The sequence below is a fragment of the Streptomyces sp. NBC_00525 genome, assembly GCF_036346595.1.
In the GTDB taxonomy this organism is placed as follows: Bacteria; Actinomycetota; Actinomycetes; order Streptomycetales; family Streptomycetaceae; genus Streptomyces.
Genome location: NZ_CP107834.1, coordinates 5133447 through 5152320 on the forward strand (window position 1 = coordinate 5133447; position 18874 = coordinate 5152320).

The 18874-nt window shown below is 73.6% G+C and carries 15 protein-coding genes; 5 read left to right on the forward strand and 10 right to left on the reverse strand.

Going from position 1 to position 18874, the window contains the following annotated elements:
* Window positions 1–50: 50 nt before the first annotated feature.
* Window positions 51–242 (forward strand): CsbD family protein, encoded by a 192-nt coding sequence (locus OG710_RS22985; RefSeq protein WP_443064287.1) that lies wholly within the window; start codon window positions 51–53, stop codon window positions 240–242.
* Window positions 243–426: 184 nt separating this feature from the next.
* The gene (locus OG710_RS22990) at window positions 427–690 is read left to right on the forward strand and encodes a hypothetical protein (RefSeq protein ID WP_330240981.1); all 264 of its coding nucleotides are present in this window, start codon (window positions 427–429) and stop codon (window positions 688–690) included.
* Between the two features lie 5 nt (window positions 691–695).
* Here OG710_RS22990 and OG710_RS22995 read toward each other — a convergent pair whose 3' ends face one another.
* From OG710_RS22995 to OG710_RS23005, 3 genes are all read right to left on the reverse strand, one after another.
* Window positions 696–1526, reverse strand: coding sequence for a DNA-formamidopyrimidine glycosylase family protein (locus OG710_RS22995; protein WP_330240982.1), 831 nt, complete (start codon window positions 1524–1526; stop codon window positions 696–698).
* Between the two features lie 119 nt (window positions 1527–1645).
* Window positions 1646–6316 (reverse strand): Lhr family helicase, encoded by a 4671-nt coding sequence (locus tag OG710_RS23000; RefSeq protein ID WP_330240983.1) that lies wholly within the window; start codon window positions 6314–6316, stop codon window positions 1646–1648.
* A 69-nt stretch (window positions 6317–6385) separates the two neighbouring features.
* Window positions 6386–7153, reverse strand: a complete 768-nt coding sequence (locus OG710_RS23005; protein WP_330240984.1) for an inositol monophosphatase family protein — start codon at window positions 7151–7153, stop codon at window positions 6386–6388.
* Between the two features lie 202 nt (window positions 7154–7355).
* Here OG710_RS23005 and OG710_RS23010 point away from each other — a divergent pair, with 202 nt between their 5' ends.
* Complete coding sequence (locus OG710_RS23010) at window positions 7356–8498, forward strand: polysaccharide deacetylase family protein (RefSeq protein ID WP_330240985.1); 1143 nt, start codon at window positions 7356–7358, stop codon at window positions 8496–8498.
* Between the two features lie 52 nt (window positions 8499–8550).
* Window positions 8551–9678 (forward strand): hypothetical protein, encoded by a 1128-nt coding sequence (locus OG710_RS23015; RefSeq protein ID WP_330240986.1) that lies wholly within the window; start codon window positions 8551–8553, stop codon window positions 9676–9678.
* A gap of 606 nt (window positions 9679–10284) precedes the next feature.
* On the opposite strand, the gene OG710_RS23020 is transcribed toward OG710_RS23015, so the two are convergent.
* Window positions 10285–11430: a helix-turn-helix transcriptional regulator gene (locus OG710_RS23020; RefSeq protein ID WP_330240987.1), complete on the reverse strand. Its 1146-nt coding sequence runs from the start codon at window positions 11428–11430 to the stop codon at window positions 10285–10287.
* A gap of 337 nt (window positions 11431–11767) precedes the next feature.
* Here OG710_RS23020 and OG710_RS23025 point away from each other — a divergent pair, with 337 nt between their 5' ends.
* Complete coding sequence (locus OG710_RS23025) at window positions 11768–12532, forward strand: response regulator transcription factor (RefSeq protein ID WP_330240988.1); 765 nt, start codon at window positions 11768–11770, stop codon at window positions 12530–12532.
* A 27-nt stretch (window positions 12533–12559) separates the two neighbouring features.
* Here the strand turns inward: OG710_RS23025 and OG710_RS23030 are convergent, their stop codons facing one another.
* From OG710_RS23030 to OG710_RS23055, 6 genes are read right to left on the reverse strand one after another with little or no spacing between them, the layout of a single operon-like run.
* A complete protein-coding gene (locus tag OG710_RS23030; RefSeq protein WP_330240989.1) occupies window positions 12560–13264 on the reverse strand; it encodes a 4'-phosphopantetheinyl transferase family protein in 705 nt (234 codons plus the stop codon).
* A gap of 1 nt (window position 13265) precedes the next feature.
* Complete coding sequence (locus OG710_RS23035; protein WP_330240990.1) at window positions 13266–14771, reverse strand: hypothetical protein; 1506 nt, start codon at window positions 14769–14771, stop codon at window positions 13266–13268.
* Entirely contained in the window at window positions 14758–16110 is a 1353-nt protein-coding gene (locus OG710_RS23040) for an MATE family efflux transporter (protein WP_330240991.1), read from the reverse strand. The genes OG710_RS23035 and OG710_RS23040 overlap by 14 nt, the downstream gene beginning before the upstream one ends.
* Window positions 16103–17257: an acyl-CoA dehydrogenase family protein gene (locus tag OG710_RS23045; protein ID WP_330240992.1), complete on the reverse strand. Its 1155-nt coding sequence runs from the start codon at window positions 17255–17257 to the stop codon at window positions 16103–16105. Before OG710_RS23045 ends, OG710_RS23040 begins: the two co-directional genes overlap by 8 nt.
* Entirely contained in the window at window positions 17254–17913 is a 660-nt protein-coding gene (locus OG710_RS23050) for a hypothetical protein (protein WP_330240993.1), read from the reverse strand. The genes OG710_RS23045 and OG710_RS23050 overlap by 4 nt, the downstream gene beginning before the upstream one ends.
* Complete coding sequence (locus OG710_RS23055) at window positions 17910–18872, reverse strand: hypothetical protein (RefSeq protein ID WP_330240994.1); 963 nt, start codon at window positions 18870–18872, stop codon at window positions 17910–17912. Before OG710_RS23055 ends, OG710_RS23050 begins: the two co-directional genes overlap by 4 nt.
* Window positions 18873–18874: the final 2 nt, after the last annotated feature.

Consider the following 18874-nt stretch of genomic DNA (forward strand, 5'->3'; position numbering starts at 1 on the left):
CCAGCCGCCCGGAAGGGCATCCACAGGTTCACTCCAATGGAGGGATGAGCATGAAGAACGAAGGCGCGAAGGACAAGGTCACCGGCAAGGCGAAGGAAGCCATGGGCAAGATGACCGGCGACCGTCGCAAGGAGACCGAGGGCAAGGCCGACCAGGCCAAGGGCAAGGCCAAGGACGCCATGGACGGCGCCCGCGACCGTGCGGACGGCCTCAAGGACTCCCTGGGCGACAAGAAGGACTGACCCCGGTCCCCACCGGCCCGTCGCGAGCCCCCACCCCGCGTGGTGGGGGCTCCGTGCTGACAGGACGCGGTGTACGGGGGGCTTCGTGGGGCGTGTGACCGCGCCCCGCGCGCGCCGGTGGTGCACCGGTGCGCTCTCGCCCCCGAAAGGCGGGCGCCACTAGGTTCGGCCGGAGGAGGCAGCCATGGTACGGCGATGGGTACCGGCGCTCGTTCTCTGCGGCGCGTGGTGGTGGGCCGTGCTGCGGCTGGTGCTCACCCCGGCGCACGCCGGGGTGGTCGAGGGAGCGGTGGTGGCGGGCGGATGGGGGCTGAGCCTCCTGCCGGTGCACGTCGCCGCGACCGCCCGGCCGATCGGCGTCTTCGACGCCGGTACGAGCCTGCTGCGGCGCGCCACGGTCCGGGTGCGACGGGCGGCGCGGTCCTGGCGTCGCCGGGCCGCCAGGTAGTACGTTCACGCCGGGGCCGGGCCGGTCTGGCAGTGGGGGCACCAGTAGGCGGGCCGGCCGTCCTGCTCGGACTCCCGGATCGGCGTGCCGCAGCGCAGACAGGGGCGCCCGGCGCGGCCGTACACCCAGAGGGTGTCGCTGGGCCTGCGCATGCGGGAGGCCGCCTGCGCGACGGTACGGGCGCGCCCGCCGGCGGTCGTGATGCGCGTCGGGCGGTCCCGGTTGGCGTCGAGAAGCTGGTGGGCGGTGGAGACCAGCAGGGTGGCCGTCGTCGCGGGCAGCTCGCCGATGGGCAGCCACGGGGTGGCGCGGGCCAGGAAGCACAGCTCCGCCTTGTAGATGTTGCCGATGCCGGCCAGGTTGCGCTGGTCGAGCAGGGCCTCGCCGAGAGGGCGGGCCGGGTCGCGGAGGAGATTGCGCAGCGCGGCCTCGGCATCCCAGTCCGGGCCGAGGAGGTCCGGGCCGAGATGGCCGACCGCCTGCTCCTCGTCCTGGGTGCGCAGCAGCTCCAGCACCGGGAGCCGGTAGCCCACCGCGGTGTGCGCGGCGTTGCCCAGGACGGCCCGGATCTGGTGGCCGGGGCCGCCGCGCCAGCGCTCACCCGGGGCGTAGATCCGCCACGCCCCGTCCATCCGCAGATGGCTGTGCAGGGTGAGGCCGCCCTCGATCCGGGTCAGCAGATGCTTGCCGCGCGCGGTGACGTCCAGGACCGTGCGGCCGGTGAGGTCGGCGGTGGCGAACCGGGGGACGCGGAGGTCGGACGAGGTGAGGACCTGACCGGCGAGCGCGCGGTGCAGCCGCCCGGCGGTCTGCAGGACGGTGTCTCCTTCGGGCATGCCTCCATGATGCGGTGGGCAGGGGGCGTCCGGGCGCCGGACGGGGATACGCGCGGGATGCCCCGCCGTCCGATACCCGACCGCCGCCTGATGCCCGACCGGGGCCCGATGCCCGCGGGCTACGCGCGCAGGCGCAGGCCCTTCGGGGTGGCGAGGAAGCCGACCGCCTCCAGGGTGCGGCCCAGGGGCGAGGTCAGGGCGGAGACGCCGTTCACGCGCTCCACGGTCACCGTGCCCAGGGAACCGGCTCGGGCGGCGGCGGCCAGCGCCCCGGCCGCCGCCCGGAGCGCGGGCTCGTCCGGATCGGCCGCCCAGGCGAGCAGCGTCTTGCCGCCCCGCTCCATGTACAGCGTCAGCTCGCCGTCGACCAGGACGACGAGCGAGCCCGCCTTGCGGCCCGGTTTGTGCCCGGCCCCGTCCGGCGGCTCCGGCCACGAGAGGGCGGCGCCGTACGCGTTGGCCGGGTCGGCGGCGGCCAGCACCAGGGCGCGGGGGTCCGCGCCGGGCTCCGTGCGGTCGCGGGCGGTGGAGACCGCGCGGAGGCGGTCCACCGCGCCGTCCATCGCGAACTGCGCCGCCCCCAGCCCCTCCACGACGTAGCCCCGGCGCGCCTGTCCGTTGTCCTCGAAGGCGGACAGCACCCGGTAGGCGGCGGAGAAGCCGCCCTCGACGCCCTCCGCCTGGACCGCGCCCCGGGTCACCACGCCGTGCCGGTCGAGCAGGGTGCGGGCCAGGGCGTGGGCGCGGTGCGTGGGCTCCGGCTCGACGGGTGGCAGCAGGGACCAGCGGCCCGAGACCGTGGGCGGCCCGGTGCGGGACGCGGGGCGGGCGGCGGCGCTGAGGGTGCCGTACCGGCCGCGCGGGACGTTCCGCCGGGCGCGGTGCGCGGTCGATCCCGCCGTCCGGCCGGAGCCCAGCAGGGAGCGCAGCGGCGCCAGCGTGTCGTTGGTCAGCCGGCCCGACCAGGCCAGGTCCCACAGGGCGTCGGCGAGCTGCGGATCGGTGCAGTCGGGGTGGGTGGTGGCCCGGACCTGGTCGGCGATCTGACGGAAGAAGAGGCCGTAGCCGCCGCCGAGCGCGGTCAGCACGGACTCGTGCAGGGCGCTGAGCTCCAGCGGACGGGGCGGGGGGAGGAGCAGGGGGGCGCTGTCGGCGAGGTAGAGGGAGAGCCAGCCGTCCTTGCCGGGCAGCGCCCCGGCCCCGGCCCAGACGACTTCCCCGGTGGTCGTCAGCTCGTCCAGCAGCGCGGGGGTGTAGCCGGTGACGCGGCCGGGAAGGACGAGCCGTTCCAGCGCGGATGCGGGGACGGGGGCGCCCTGCAGCTGCTCGACGGCGCGGGCCAGCCCGTCGATGCCGCGCAGGCTGCTGCCGCCCAGGTGCTGCCACTGCGGCAGGAATCCGGCCAGGGCGGCGGGCGGGACCGGCTCCAGCTCATGGCGGAGGGCGGCCAGCGAACGGCGTCGCAGCCGCCGCAGCACCGTGGCGTCGCACCACTCCTGGCCGATGCCCGCCGGGTGGAACTCGCCCTGGACGATCCGGCCCGAGGCCGCGAGCCGCTGGAGGGCCCCGTCGGTGACCGCCGTGCCGAGGCCGAAGCGCGCGGCGGCCGCGGTCGAGGTGAACGGGCCGTGCGTACGGGCGTAGCGGGCGAGGAGGTCCCCGAGGGGGTCCTTGACCGGTTCGGTGAACGCTTCGGGGACGCCGACCGGGAGGGCCGTGCCCAGGGCGTCGCGCAGCCGGCCGGCGTCCTCGATCGCCGCCCAGTGGGCCTCGCCGGCGATCCGGACCCGGATGGCGCGGCGGGCGGACTCCAGCTCCCGCGCCCAGTCGGTCCGGCCGCCGCGCGCGGTCAGCTCCGCGTCCGTGAGCGGGCCCAGGACGCGCAGCAGGTCCGCGACGCCCTCGGCGTCCTTGACGCGGCGGTCGTCCGCCAGCCACTGCAGCTCCCGCTCCAGCTCGGTCAGGACGTCGGCGTCCAGCAGTTCCCTCAGCTCGGCCCTGCCCAGCAGCTCGGCCAGCAGCCGGGAGTCCAGGGAGAGCGCGGCGGCGCGCCGTTCGGCGAGGGGCGAGTCGCCCTCGTACAGGAACTGGGCGACGTAGCCGAACAGGAGCGAGCGGGCGAACGGGGAGGGCTCCGGGGTGGTCACCTCGACGAGGCGGATGCGCCGGGCCTCCAGGTCGCCCATCACCTCCGTGAGCCCCGGCACGTCGAACACGTCCTGGAGGCACTCGCGGACCGCTTCGAGAACGATGGGGAAGGAACCGAACTCGGAGGCGACCTGGAGGAGCTGCGCGGCCCGCTGCCGCTGCTGCCAGAGCGGGGTGCGTTTGCCGGGGCTGCGGCGGGGAAGCAGCAGCGCCCTGGCCGCGCACTCGCGGAACCGGGAGGCGAACAGGGCGGAGCCGCCGACCTGGTCGGTGACGATCTGCGCGATCTCGCCCTGGTCGAAGGCCACGTCCGCGGCGCCGACCGGGGGCTGGTCGCTGTCGAAGGCGGTGTTGGCCGGGGCGAGCGGGGCCGCACCCGCCGCGTCCGGGGAAGGGTCCCGCGCCGGGTCGAAGTCGAGGAGGTCCAGGCCCATCATGTCGGCGTCCGGCAGCCGCAGCACGATGCCGTCGTCGGCGTGCATGACCTGCGCGTCCATGCCGTAGCGCTCGGCGAGACGGGCGCCGAGGGCCAGCGCCCACGGGGCGTGCACCTGGGCGCCGAACGGGGAGTGCACCACGACGCGCCAGTCGCCCAGCTCGTCCCGGAAACGCTCGACGAGAATCGTCCGGTCGTCCGGGACATGGCCGCAGGCCCGGCGCTGCTCGTCGAGATAGGCCAGCACGTTGTCCACGGCCCAGGTGTCGAGACCGGCCGACAGCAGACGGCTCCGGGCGTCCTGCGCGGACAGGCCGCCCAGCTCGCGGAGGAAGGCGCCCAGGGCGCGGCCCAGCTCCAGCGGCCGTCCGAGCTGGTCGCCCTTCCAGAAGGGCAGCCGTCCGGGCACGCCGGGCGCGGGGGAGACGAGGACCCGGTCGCGGGTGATGTCCTCGATCCGCCAGGAGGTCGTGCCCAGCGTGAAGACGTCGCCGACGCGGGACTCGTAGACCATCTCCTCGTCCAGCTCACCGACCCGGCCGCCGCCCTTCTTCGGGTCCGCGCCGGCGAGGAAGACCCCGAAGAGGCCGCGGTCGGGGATCGTGCCGCCCGAGGTGACGGCGAGGCGCTGGGCGCCGGGCCGGCCCGTGACCGTACCGGCGACGCGGTCCCACACGACGCGGGGCCGCAGCTCCGCGAAGGCGTCGGACGGATAGCGGCCCGCCAGCATGTCGAGGACCGCCGTGAACGCGGACTCGGGGAGCGAGGCGAAGGGGGCGGCCCGGCGGACCACCGCCAGCAGGTCGTCCGCCTGCCAGCTGTCCAGGGCGACCATCGCGACCAGTTGCTGGGCCAGCACGTCCAGCGGATTGGACGGGACGCGCAGCGCCTCGATGGAGCCCGACCGCATCCGCTCGGTGACCACGGCCGCCTGCACCAGATCGCCGCGGTACTTCGGGAAGACGACACCGGTGGAGACCGCGCCCACCTGATGGCCGGCCCGGCCGACCCGCTGCAGCCCGGAGGCGACCGAGGGCGGCGACTCGACCTGGATCACCAGATCGACCGCGCCCATGTCGATGCCCAGCTCCAGACTGGAGGTGGCGACCACGGCGGGCAGCCGGCCCGCCTTGAGGTCCTCCTCCACCTGGGCGCGCTGCTCCTTGGAGACCGATCCGTGGTGGGCGCGGGCGAGCAGGGCGGGAGCGCCCTTGGCCGCGCCGGACTCCGCCATGACCTCGGCGGGGGAGTGGGCCTCCGGCATGGTTTCGCCGGTGGCCCTCTCGTACGCGATCTCGTTGAGCCGGTTGCACAGCCGCTCCGCGAGGCGCCGGGAATTGGCGAAGACGATGGTGGAGCGGTGGGCCTGGACCAGATCGGCGATCCGCTCCTCCACATGCGGCCAGATGGACGGCTTCTCGGCCTGTGCCCCGGACTCCGTGTCGGTGGCCGGGGAACCGCCCAGCTCGCCCAGATCCTCCACGGGGACGACCACCGACAGGTCGAACCGCTTGGTGGACGGCGGCTGGACGATCTCCACCTTGCGCCGGGGCGAGAGGAAACGCGCCACTTCGTCCACCGGGCGGACCGTGGCCGACAGGCCGATGCGCCGGGCGGGCCGGGGCAGCAGCTCGTCCAGGCGCTCCAGCGACACGGCGAGATGGGCGCCGCGCTTGGTGCCCGCCACCGCGTGCACCTCGTCCAGGATGATCGTCTCGATGCCGGAGAGGGCCTCGCGCGCCGAGGACGTCAGCATCAGGAACAGCGACTCGGGCGTCGTGATCAGGATGTCCGGCGGACGCGTCGCCATGGAGCGGCGCTCCGCTGCCGGGGTGTCCCCGGACCGGATGCCCACCCGCACCTCGGGCTCGGGCAGCCCCTGGCGCACGGACTCCTGCCGGATGCCGGTCAGCGGCGAGCGGAGGTTGCGCTCGACGTCCACCGCGAGGGCCTTGAGCGGCGACACGTACAGCACACGGCAGCGCTTCTTCGCCTCGGCCGGCGGCGGGACGGCCGCCAGCCGGTCCAGCGCGGCCAGGAACGCGGCCAGCGTCTTGCCCGAACCGGTCGGCGCGACGACCAGCACGTCCGATCCCTCACCGATCGCCCGCCAGGCACCCTCCTGCGCGGCGGTCGGCGCGCTGAAAGCCCCCGTGAACCAACTGCGGGTCGCGGGGGAGAAGGAATCGAGAGCAGAGCCGGTCATGCCCCCATCGTGCACCCCGCCACTGACAACGGCCGTGACCACCGCCGGCGGCTCGCGACGGCCGCCCCGTCAGGCCGCGGCCAGCGTCGGACGCAGCGCGTCGGCGAGGCGCTGGGCCCGCTCCCCGTACCCGGGCCCCCAGGCGACGAATCCGCCCTGGCGATCGGTGCGCAGCCGCTCGTCCGGCAGGCCGGTGTATCCGCCGCCGGCCGCGGTCACCAACGCCTGGCCACCGGCCACGTCCCAGGCGTACACATTGGCGTTGGCGGCCAGGTCCGCGCGGCCGGCCGCCACCCATGCCAGGGCCAGGGCCGACGACCCGATGCGGCGGATGTCGCAGCCGTCCAGCGCGGCGGTGACCGCGTCGGTCGGCCCCGCGGTCCACGACCGGCACGGCGCCAGGTCGGTCAGCAGCATCGGCGGCCCCTGCCCGCGGCGCGTGGCGGTCGCCCCGTTGACGCGCAGTACGCCCTCGCTCGCGGTGAACATCTCGTCCCGGATCGGGTCGTACACGCAGCCGCCGAGCACGGTTCCGTCCAGAACCACGCCCAGGGAGAGGCAGAACAACGGGATACCGCGGGCGAAGTTGTAGGTCCCGTCGATCGGGTCCACGTACCACCGCACGCGGCCGGTGCCGTGTTCGCCGCGCTCCTCGCCGATGACGACGGACGCCGGATGGGCGGTGAGGAGCTCCCGTCTGATCATGTCCTCGGCCAGGCCGTCCGCCTCGGTCACCCGGTCGTGCTCGGAGGACTTGGGCCGCGACACCGGCGAGGCGTGGAACCGCTCGCGTACGAAGGCCCCCACGCGCAGCAGGGCACGCTCTCCGGTTGCCACGTAACTTCCGGCGTGCACGCGATGCCTCCTGTGGTCGGGCCCGCCGGCCGGGCGGGCGGGGCGACGCTCATCCTGCCCCGCGTCCCCGGTTCCCGGCTGTAGCCGTTGGGGCGCCCACCCGCGCGCCCGAAACGTCCTTGCCGCACCGGTGGCCGCGCGGGGAGCCTGATGGCCGTTCACCGAGCGCACAAGGGGACCGAGGATGCTCATCGAAGACAACCGGCCGCCTGACAGGCGGTGGTGGGCGGGCCTGGTGTGGGACAGCGAGGGATACGGGACCGCGCTGCTGGACGAGTCGGGGACCGTCGTCGCGCGGGAGCGGTTCGACCGGTGCGGCCCCGAGGCGCCGGCCGCGTGGCTGGCCCGGTGGGCCGCGCGCGTGCATGGCGGCCTGGTGACCGTCTTCGAGAGTTCCAACGGGGTGATGGACGGTCTTCTGCTGGTCGGAGGGCTGCATGTCCTCCGGGTGGACCTGCGTCATCTGCCGCGTACCGACGCGGATGCCGCGGTCCTGGCCGATGCGGCACGGCGGGGACTCGTTCCGACGGTGCCGGTGGGTCTGGCCGGCGGGACCCTGGGGGACCGGTCGGACGAGATGCGCCGGGCGAACGCGTCGGTGGCCACTCTTCAGGACGAGCTGAACCGGTCCGGGCGTCTGGTGACCACCTGCCCGGGGGCCCCGGCCGGCCCTCCGCGGGTCGCCCTGACGTTCGACGACGGCCCTTCTCCCCTGCACACCGACCGGGTGCTGCGCATCCTGAAGTCCTTCGGGGTCCCGGCCGCCTTCTTCTGCGTCGGGCTGCAGGTACGCGCCCGGCCGGACCTCGTACGGCGCATGGTCGACGAGGGGCACGAGGTCGGCAACCACACGTGGTCGCACGCGTACCTGCCCGAACTGGGAGAGGACGAGACGGTGCGGCAGCTGCGGACGACCAGCCGCGTCATCGCCGAAGCCACCGGTGTCCCGCCCGTCCTCGCCCGGCCGCCCTACGGCGGGCGGGGTGGGACTGTGCTCCGCGCGACGGCCGACGAAGGTCTGACCACGGTCCTGTGGGACGTGGAGGCCTCCGACTGGACGCTGCCGGGAGCGGACGCCATCGCGGACTCCGTGCTGCGGCAGGCGCGTGACGGCTCGGTCGTGCTGCTGCACGACGGCGGGGGCGAACGTGACCAGACGGTGGCGGCGCTGCCGAGGATCATCGGCGGACTGCTCGACCGGGGATTCCAGTTCTCCGGTATCGCCGGCCCGGCCGGCCTCCTTCCCCCGGCTGCGGCCCAGCCGGCGGCCGGGGCACCCCATTCCGTGACGAGGGAACGAGACCATGCGCCCTTGCGGCACCGCTGATACTGCCGATACGGCGGTCGCTCACGAAGACGTCGTGCTCAGTGTCGTGATCATGACCCATCCGAACCGTGCCGAGCACCTGGCGGAACTCGTCGCGGCCTGCGCGCCGTTGACGCCCCGTACAGTGGTCGATCCCGATCCCGGCTCGTTCCGCAGCGCGCTGCGCACGGCCAAGGCGGCGTGGGCGGCCGTGTCCACCGGGGCCACGCACCATCTGGTGCTCCAGGACGACGTGGTGCCGGTGCCGGACTTCGCGCGGCAGGTGCGGGACGCGATCGAGGCCCGTCCGCGTGACGCGATCGCGCTCTACTCGAACTGGAACAGTCCGCAGAACTCGTACCTCGTGCGTCGCGCAGCCGCCTGCGGCTCGGCCTGGGCCCCGCTGTCTCCGGTGGAGTGGACGCCGACGCTGGGGCTGGCGCTGCCCGCCGACGAGGCGCGGAAACTCGCGGCCTACCTGGCGCCCATCCCCGACGAGGTCGCCGACGACGACCAGATGGTGGTGCTGTACTGCCAGGAAGCCGGGCTGCCGGTGTTCGCGACGGTGCCGCATCTCGTCGATCACCGCGGCGCGCCGTCGCTCTCGGAACATCCCGGTTCCTTCCACGCGACCGTCGTCGACCGACGACCGGTTCCCGCCGAACACTGGCGGAGCACGCCGGAAGCGCTGGTCGAGGCGTTACGGGGACGGGCCGCACTGGACCGCCCGGACGAGTTCGGGGTGGAGCTGCGGCACTCCCGCTGCTCACTCCGGTTCATCCGGCCCGGCACGCCGGAACCGATCGGGCACGTGTTCGGCTGGTACTGGCGCGACTGGTGCGCGGCCGCCGGGGTGGACGCGGCACGCGTCGAAGCGGCGCTGAATGCCCATCTCCATGACACGGCACCCACCGCGGTGGCGGTCGAGGTCTGGGCCGCGTGCTACCTCTTGGGCCGGGACAGCGGGGGAATCACGGCCGCGGCCGGAGTCGTACCCGGTGACGACGGCGTGCGCCGGGTCCGCGCGGCGGTGCGCTCGTGGCTGGCGTCCGGCATCGCCGAGGCGGACCGCCCGGTGGACGGGCTGGACGGCCTCACAGAACTGGGCGTGGCGGCGGTGCGTCAGGGCATGGCGGACGCGCCGTCCCCCAGCGACGTCGCATCGCGGACCGGAGGACAATGCGCGGGGAGCGACCGATGACCACGACCATGCGGTACCAGCCCGACGGCCACACGGCGGCCGCGTACGCCGGTGACACGGACGCGGTCCCGCCGGCCGCGATCGGGGAACCGTGGCGGCGGGTTCTGGAGGAACTCGTGGAGCGGGAGGCCGTCGGGCACCTGCTTCACCCGTCGCTGCTGCCGGACACGCCCGGCCTCATCGTGCCCCACGTGCCGCGCACGGTGGTTGTCGTGGTCACCTGCCCGGTGTGCGGTGCGGGGGAGCGGGAGTTCACCGGTGCGAGCACGCCGCTGCCCTTTCCGGAGTGGGAGTTCGGCAGGGAGCCGGACGGGGAGGCCACGCTGCACGTACTGGGATGTGAACGGATCGCGCCGCGCGAGATGCTGGCCCTGACCACCTCCGTGGACCGATTCGGCCCGGAGGACGCCACCGGGTTCGTCACCCGAGCCGTTCACTGGGCACGGGCCGGCTCTCCGGGCCCCGGCTCCCCGGGCCTCCTCGCGGTGGCGCGCGACGCCGTCGTCGCCGAGCAGTGGGTCGAGGCGTTGCCCGAGGCGGAACGGCGTCCTGGTCAGGCCATGGTCCGATTCCGGGCGGCGATGTACCGTATCGCCGCCGCCGGGCTCAGTCCCGTGATCCCTGCTTCGGGGCGCTGTCACTCGGGGCCAGCGGCCGTGCCGGACGGCGCACGCTGGCTCGCAGCACACGGGGATGATGCCCTGGACGGGGTCTATCGGCGCTTGTTGTTGACGCGGGTGATACCAGAGCTGACAGGCCGTCCTTTTCCGGCGGCTTTGCGGGAGCGTACCCGAGAACCAGTCCTTCCTGGGCCGCGATGACCCCTGCCTGGAACCGGCTGCGTGCGCCCAGACGCTCCATGAGCGTGGCGGCCAGCCTGCGGGCGGTACGGGGAGAGACACCGAGCTTCTGCGCGACCGTGTCGTCCGTGCCGCCGTCGGCGAGGATCGTGAGCACGGCCGCTTCGCGGGGCGTGCAGCCGGTACGCCCCGGAACCGGCTGTTCACCCCAGGGCCGCGACTGGCTCCAGATCGTGTCGACCAGTTCGCACAGGGCAGTGAGCGGACCGCGGCCGGTCAGGAGTACGGCGCCGTCCGCGTCCGCGTCGGCGTGCAGGGGTAACAGCGCGGTCGAGCGGTCGACGACGAGCATCCGCGTGGCGAAGGCGGGTGCCGTGCGGACCTCCACCCCGAGGTCGATCAGGCCCTCGACATGGCGGGACTTCGGGTCGTGGTGCCGCGCGCTGTCCAGGTAGACGGCGCGCACCCGTACACCGCGTCGCAGGACGTCCTCGTTGAACGTCAGAGACGTGGTGAGCGGTGCCCCGGCTCCCGCTCCGCCCGGTGCGAGCGCCGTCACCTCGTTCCGGGCACCGGAGAACAGTTCGCGGAGCCGATCGCAGACCTCGTCGGTTCCGGTGAGAATCTCCGTGCCGACGGCGGCCGCGGACGAGGCGGTGTACTCCGCGATCATTCGCGCGGCGGCCTCCTGCGAGGCCCTCACCCGGCATTCCATCTCGGCGAGTTCACGCTGCCGGCGGGCAGTGAGGACCCGTAGACCCACTCCCGGTGCGACCGCGCGCATCCTGCCGGGGCGGTCGGCCGACGGTTGCAGCATGGCCAGCCGGCTGAGTTCGTCGAGGGCGTCCCGCACGCTGCGCTCCTCCAGGCGCAGTCGAGTGGCGAGGGCCGCGACCCCGTCCTCGTGATGCGTCAACATGGCGCGGTAGACCGCTTCGGCCTCGCTGCTCAACCCCAGTTCACCTGACACCGTGGCCCCCCTCGGCAACACTGAATCCACCGCGATCATTGCATTGGTGCAGACCAATAGCCATGCGTCTGAGCGACTAACTGATTCCCGATGGGAGCCCTCGCGGCCCGGCGGATGACGCACTACGGACTGTTCAGGCCGTGGCCAGAACAGTCCATCGGAAGGTTCTTGCGAGCCCCAGTGGGCATGAATGACGATTCAGATCGTCGGCGAGAGGCCCCGCCGTCCGGCAGAACGACTGTCCCCCACGCTCTCTCCTGGACGAAGACGCCCGCCGGCCCACTCGGACCCATCGTCCTTCAGGCAAGGGAGCACAGCTGTGCCGTCCGTATCCTCTCCGCCGCCGGCCCACCGGTCGTTCCGGTCGGCCTCCTCGCCCTATGCCGACACGCCGGCGGAACGCGACGCCACGCAGGCAGCCGGTACCGCTCTCGCCACCACCGGTCGGCTCAGGATCGAGTTACGGCTGCGCAGTGAGGTGCTGGCCCACGGCCTGAGCGCCGTACTGAACGATCTGCCCGGCGTGGCCGATTGCACCGTCGTCCTCCTGCCGCAGTCGGCGGACCAGCCGCCGAGCGGTGACTGCGATGTGGTGGTCCTGCTGGCCGGAGACCCCCCGCCCGGCCCGTTGTCCTCGGAGAGCGGGCACCGGCCGCGCGTCCTTGCCATCATCGACGGCGCGAGCCCCGAGGCCCTCGGCTCCTTCAAGGCCGACGGCTACCTGCTGCAACAGGACCTGTCGCGCCAGACGCTGAGCCGCACGCTCGAACAGCTCGCCGTCGGAGAGGTGCCGCTGCCGGCGTCTCTCGCCCGGCAACTGGCCAGGGACATGGTCACCGTTCCCAGGCCGCGAGCGCAGACCCTCTCGGTACGGCTCACCTCGCGCGAGCGGGAGACCCTTGTCCTGCTGAGCGAGGGTTGCAGCAACAAACAGATCGCCACGCGACTGGGCATCTCCGTGCACGGGGCCAAACGCCTGGTCGGCAACGTACTGCTGAAGTGCGCGGCGGAGAACCGTACGACGGCGGTGATGAACGCCATCCGCGGCGGCGTGCTCGAACCGTACCCGGACGACCCGTCCTGACCCGCCGGACGGAGTGGGCCGGCCGCTTCAGGGCCCCTCGGGCCAGAGCCGCGGGGCGACGTCGAAATCGGCGCTCCCCATGACGGCCACGGACACGGCCCAGCCGTCGTCGAACGGTACGTCGCGCAGGCGGCGTACGGCACCGGTATCCGTACCGTCGCCGCGCCCCGGCCGCCGACCGGGGCGCGGGGCGAGAACAGGCATGTGCAGGACGTCCAGCAGCCGGTGTCCGGAAGCCTTGGCGTACGCCTCCTTGCGCGTCCAGAGCCGGGTCGCCTCGGCCTCGCGCCCGGCCGGGGCGAACCCGCGTACGTACCGCGCCTCGTCCGGGTGGAAGAAGCGTTCCACCAGCCGCTCGGCACGTCCGCCCACCACCCGTTCGATGTCCGCCCCCACCTCCCGGCGACCGTTCCGCAGCACGGCGAGCACGGCGACGGCACCGCAGTGGCTCAGATTGAACGCCGGTACCGGCGCGGTGTCCTGGCGGAGCTCCACGTACGGTTTGCCCCACTGCCCCACACGCCAGACCAGGCCCTTCGGCTCCACACCGGTGTAGCCGGACAGAATCTCCCGAGTGGCTCCGCGCGCGACGACGAACCGGCCGCGCCGCGGGGGCGCGAGGCCGTCCGCCCGCGCCGATTCACGGCAGTCCAGGTGCGGCGCCGTGCGCGTCTCGTCTCCCGGCCGGTCCAGCGGGATGACCCACAGGTCGACCGTGTCCACGGGGGTCACGTCACCCCGATTCCGCCGGACGCAGAGCGATCCGCCAGGAGGAGGCGGTCTCCGGCCCGGACGCGGCGGGTTCGCCCTCCGCCGGGTCGTCGCACAGCGCGGCGACGTCCGTCGTGCGGATGTCGCCGTCCACAGCGGCGGTGACCAGCAGGCGCTCGACGGCTCGCAGGACGACCGGTATCCGGTGGGCCGGGAGTTGCAGGGTGTCCGCGTAGAGCGAGAGCCGCAGCGCGTCGGGACGTTCGCGGACGTCGAACACCTCGAAGAAGACCGTGACCGCGTCCCAGTCGACCTTCTCCTCCCAGCGGAAGGAGCTCTCCTCCAGGGCCCGGCGCAGCCGGCCGGGAGCGGCCACGGCCACCGCGGGGCCGGCCGCGAGGTCTCGGGTGTCGTTGAAGTAGCAAGCCAGGTCGCGTCCTTCGCCGACACCACCCTCGCCCCGGATCGCCTCGTCCACCACGCGCGGGTCGAACCGGCCGTGCCGGTAGGCCCTCAGCGCCTCCATGCCGGCCTGCCGGGCGATGGCGGAGAAGGTCTCCCCTCCGAGGTCCACGGCCAGCGGCAGGTCCTGGGTCGCCGTCACAGCCGTGTGCCGCAGGGTCTCCCCGATGCGGTTGCCGACGATGAGGTGCCAGCCGAACCGGGGCAGCCGCGCCCCGCCGGAGGTGGCCGCCTCGGTGGCGAGTACGGTCGCCGCCGCGGTCATGAAGAGGGTCGTGCCCGATACCTTCCACCGTTCCGAGAGCACGGCGACGGCCCGGGGCACCGCCGTGGACACCAGCCCTCCACGCCAGAAACGCGGCCGGTCCGCCGTCCGGTCCGCCGGTACGGGGAAGACCCGTGCCGGGAAGCGGCTCACCTGCGTCACCGCGTGCCGGACCGCTCGACGGGTCGTCGCCCGGCCCCGCTCGGAGCCCTCGTCGCGGGCGATGTCGACGGGCTGCGCGGGCGACAGGGGCGGCGGCCATGGCCGCCCCTCCGTACGCGCGTCCAGCAAGGCCCGCAGGTCGCGCACCACGAGCCGGCTGCCCTGGAGGTCCACGGCCAGCTTGGCCACACCGATGAGGACCGCGACCACGCCGTCGCCGCCGACCGCCACCGCCGCGCGGAACGCGGGCTCGCCGGACGTGTCGAAGACGGTGCCCCGCAGGCGCGGCTCGGCCGAGGCCACGAACCGGGCGACGGCCTCCGGGCCCCCGTCCGGCAGCCGGTGTACTTCGACCGTCACCTCGCCGCGGGCCAGCACCCGTTGCCGCAGACCGCCGCTCGCGTCCTCGGCCCAGACGGTACGCAGCGCCTCGTGCCGGGAGAGCAGGGCGCCCAGCGCGTCCACAACGTCCTCGGTCCCCAGACCAGGCGGCACCAGAGTGCCGTTGGTCTCGTTGTAGGGGGTGCCCGGCGCCATGCCGCTCATGTCCCGCCACACCAGCGACTGTCCCCAGGTGGCCCGTTCGTCGGCCTCGCGCGCACCGATGAAGGGAATCCGCCGGATCTCATTCCGATTCACTCATGGCCTCCCGTTGTGCGAACGACGAAGATGTGGGCACGTGGAGTGATCTGGCCGCCCGCACCACGAAGAGCACGGCCGCCGCACCACCCACGTTGCCCGCGGACACCACCCAGTAGAGTCCCGAAGGGGTGTCGAAATGGCGGGCGGCGTACAGTCCCGACACCGCCAGGACGGTGAAGAAACCGGCGTTCAGCAGCAGCGCGGTCCGGCCTCTGCCGATCTGCTCCAGCACGGTGAAGGCAGCCAGGGTGACGCCCATCATCAGATAGCTGGGGCCGACCACCCGCAGGTAGTGCGCGGCCTCGCGGGCGGCGGTCTCGTCGCCGGTCGCCAGGGCCGCGACCGGACCCGCGAGGGCCCAGACCGCCAGCGCCAGCGGCAGGTACGCCAGAGCGGTCAGCTCCAGCCCGGAGCGCAGGATGCGGTGCAGACGCTCGGTCCGGCCCGCTCCGCGCCGTTGGTTCATGAGGATGGCGGTGGCCGTGCCGAGGGCCAGTGCGGGCTGGATGACCACGCCCTGCAGGGTCACGGCCAGCGAGAAGCCGGAGACCACCCCCTCGCCGAACGGCCCCACGATCCACAGCTGCGCCAGGCTGAAACAGAACAGCACGAGGAACGTCCCGGCGACCGGCAGACCGACACTCCGCAGGTGGCCGGTCACCTCGCGGACGGCGTGGCCGCCCCGCCCCGGCGGCAGCGGCCCGCCCCCTCTCAGCGCGTGCCACGCGAGTCCGGCGCCGGCCACGCACCCCACCGTGATGCCGAGCGGGACCGACCACAGGCCCAGGTCCGCGCCGAAACCGAACACGGCGACGCACGCCACCTCCAGCACGGCCGTCGTGAGGACGATGGCGGCGGCCCGTGAAGGCCGGCCGGCACCGCGCAGACACGCGGCGCACACCACCGGTACGACGTGCAGCACCGATGCCGCCGCCGTCCAGCGGAGGAACGACATGAACGTCCCACGCGCGTCGGCGGGCACGCTGAGCAGTTCGGCCAGCAGCGGCGCCGTCGTGAAGAGCACCAGGAACAGGCCGATCCCGCCGGCGAGCCCGAGGACGAGCGCGCTCCGCAGCAGCGCAGGTACGTCCTTGAGCCGCTGCCGGCCGGCGGCCAGGGCGACCGCGGTCTGGGCACTGGTCTCGAAAGCGAGGAGCAGTGCTACGAAGAGCTGCGACAACGGGATGTAGAGGGACCGGACGTACAGGGCGTCCGAACTCATCCAGCCGAGCATGGCGAAGGACAGAAACGGCAGGGTGACATTGCCCGTCATCGACAGCGTGATGGGCAGGCCCAACCGCAGGATTTCCCGGCGTTCGCACGCCGTTTCAGCCACGTCCGACCTCGCCCCGTATGAGCCCCTGGAACAGGTTCAGCCGGTGGATGTTGCTGGTGCCCTCCATGAACTCCACCCCGCGCGCGTCGCGGTCGAGCTTGTCGAGCAGCGGATGCTCGTACCGCGCCCCCGGACCGAACAGACCGAGCGCCTGTTGCGTCGCGTCCTCGGCGAGGTGCGTGGCACGGGCCTTGGCCGCCGAGGCGAGGTAGCCGCCCTCCCGCGCATGGTCGACGGCGACCGCGGCCCGGTGCAGCAGGGCGCGGGTGGCGTCGATGCGCTGGGCCGTGCGGTCCAGGTCGTGCCGCTGCCAGGCGGTCGGGGCGGAGCGGTGGCGGAGCGCGTAGGCGTGAGCGGCCCGTGCGATGCCGAGGGCGAGGGCGCCGACACCGGGACGGAACGTGTTGAGCGCCCGCAGGGCGCCCCACATGCCCCGCTGGGTCCCGGTGAGCCCCTGTCCGAGTACGTTCTCCTCCCGTACCTCGACGTTCGTGAGCCGGATGTCGCATATCTGGTTGGCCCGCAGCCCCAGGGTGGGGATCGGCTCCGCGACGAAGCCCGGTTGGTCGGTTTCCACCAGAACCGATGTCACACCGAGCGGTCCGGGTGCCGTCCGGGCGAACACCACGCCCAGACGCGCGCGGGCGGCGTTGCCGCAGTACCGTTTCGCCCCGTTGAGCAGGAGTTTCCCGTCCCGCCGGGTCAGGGTGGTGGTCATCGCGCCGACGTCCGAGCCGCGATCGGGTTCGGTGAGACCGAAGAAGGTCCAGGTGGGGCGGGAGAACAACGCGTCGTAGAAGCGTTTTTTCTGGTCGTCGTTGCCGAGCGCCAGCAGCAGGCCGCCGGAGAGGGAAGGGCCGGGGGCGCCCAGCAGGAGGCCCGGATCGCCCACCGCCAGCTCCTCGATGAAGACCACACGTTCCAGGGTGCTCATGCCGGAGAAGCGGTGGCCGTCGACGGTGATCGGAGTGGGTACGTACTCCTCCGGCACCGGGCTGGTCGCCAGGTACGCCATGCAGCTCAGATGCAGCAGTTCGCGCACCGCGTCGGGATCGCGGTCGGCGGCCAGAGCGTGCTCGGCCATCTCGGCGGCCCAGTCCGCCGCGATTCCCCGTGCCGTGAGCAGTCGGTCGTCGAGCAGTGTCATGCGGCCACCTCTTCGGGGTCGGGCCGGCGCACATAGGCATCGGCGACGAGGGCGGAAGCGTGTGCGCAGGCGCCGGGCCCGTCGGCGCGATAGCCGAAGGCGCCCAGCAGCCGCAGCAGCGCACGATCGCATCCGGTGAGGGTGTCATGGGCGTACGCGAGAGTGGCCTCGGAGAGTTCACCGGGCTCCGCGCCACTGATCAGGGTCTCCACGGTGAGCTGGTCGGCCTTCGCATCGGCGAGCCCGCCCTTCACCATCTGCTGCATCAGCAACGCCGCCCCGCCGACCGTGCGGCCTCGCAGGTACTCCAGGCAGGCGTCGAGCAGTCGGCAGGACTGGCCCAGGCGCACCCAGACGAGGCCGAGGTCCCAGGCCCCGCCGGTGGCTTCGGCGGCGCCGGATGTGGCGGAGGCGAGGCGACCGAACCTGATCGCTCCGTCCGGGGTCGAGAGGACCGTCGTGCTCCTCGCGGCGCCTTCCTCGCTCTCCAGCATCCGGGTCGGCAGGGCGACATGCCCCGCCGGGCCGTGGGGGACACGGTCGGGGCAGACCTCTGCCCGCAGGTCCTCCAGGGCGGTCGGCAACCCGTGGTTCCGAGCCGCGGCCGCGGCCCGGCACCACGGTGGGAGGCCGCCCGGTTCGGCGGTGTCGGTCATGAGACGCACTCCTCGTGTTCTGTGGGAACGGCGACGTGGCTGCCGGAGGAGGTTTCCGCGACCACTCCGGACAGATCGAGCAGAGCCAGGGACAGCACACCCTGCCCGGGGGCGAGATCGAGCAGGGCGGCATAGGGCGGCAGCCCGCCCCGTGCCAGGCGGTCCAGCAGCGCGACCCAGCCGCCCGTGCAGGGCATGCCGGGCTCGACGAGGACCGCTCCGCCCGCGGCGTCCGGCACCGCCCCCGGGTCGATGCCGGGCCCGAGGACGACGAAGGTGGAACGCAGCGGAACGGCAAGCCGCTCCAGCAGGGCCGGAACGGCGCGGGCCACGGACCCGGCGGACACGAGCGAGGTGGCCACCGGCCCTCCGCCGTTCCGGGGCCCCGCCTCGACCAGCAGTGCCGCCATGGCGTCGCCCGCGATCCGGTGCTCGGGACGCAGCGGGACATCGTAGGGCAGGTCCGCCTGGTCCGCTGCCAGCACCAGCGCCCGCCGGGGCCCGGCGGCCGCCGACAGGTACGCCGCCGCCAGTCGCAACGCCGTGAACGGAGCTGCCGACCCCTGGTCCGAAACGGCGAACGGCATGGGGGAACCGGGCAGCAGGTCGTTCAGACGGCATGTCGCGGACCTGCGGAAGTCGGCGTCAGGGGCCTGGTGCGCGAGCGCCACCACGTCCATCGGCCGATCCGCGCCGCCGAGCAGCGGCACCAGCGCCTCGGCCATTTCGACGAAGGTGGTGCGCCGCGCGGTCGACAGGTCGAAGCCGGCACGCAGACCCACACCGTGGAGATCCGCGAGGTCCCGCAGATACTCCCGCAGCGGTGGGTGCAGCGGATCGGGCTCGTACGGCAGCCCCCGGCCGAACTCCCGGTACGCGCCTCGGAGCACGCGCAGCGGCGTGATCCGAGGCGGGGTGTCCGTCGCGGTCGCGACGACCGGTGGTTGAGCGGTGTACACCG

Bases quoted from the DNA above. Each gene is read 5' to 3' on its own strand.
- OG710_RS22985 (WP_443064287.1), top strand. From the start codon at position 51: ATGAAGAACGAAGGCGCGAAGGACAAGGTCACCGGCAAGGCGAAGGAA.
- OG710_RS22990 (WP_330240981.1), top strand. From the start codon at position 427: ATGGTACGGCGATGGGTACCGGCGCTCGTTCTCTGCGGCGCGTGGTGG.
- OG710_RS22995 (WP_330240982.1), bottom strand. From the start codon at position 1,526: ATGCCCGAAGGAGACACCGTCCTGCAGACCGCCGGGCGGCTGCACCGC.
- OG710_RS23000 (WP_330240983.1), bottom strand. From the start codon at position 6,316: ATGACCGGCTCTGCTCTCGATTCCTTCTCCCCCGCGACCCGCAGTTGG.
- OG710_RS23010 (WP_330240985.1), top strand. From the start codon at position 7,356: ATGCTCATCGAAGACAACCGGCCGCCTGACAGGCGGTGGTGGGCGGGC.
- OG710_RS23015 (WP_330240986.1), top strand. From the start codon at position 8,551: ATGACCCATCCGAACCGTGCCGAGCACCTGGCGGAACTCGTCGCGGCC.
- OG710_RS23045 (WP_330240992.1), bottom strand. From the start codon at position 17,257: ATGACACTGCTCGACGACCGACTGCTCACGGCACGGGGAATCGCGGCG.
- OG710_RS23050 (WP_330240993.1), bottom strand. From the start codon at position 17,913: ATGACCGACACCGCCGAACCGGGCGGCCTCCCACCGTGGTGCCGGGCC.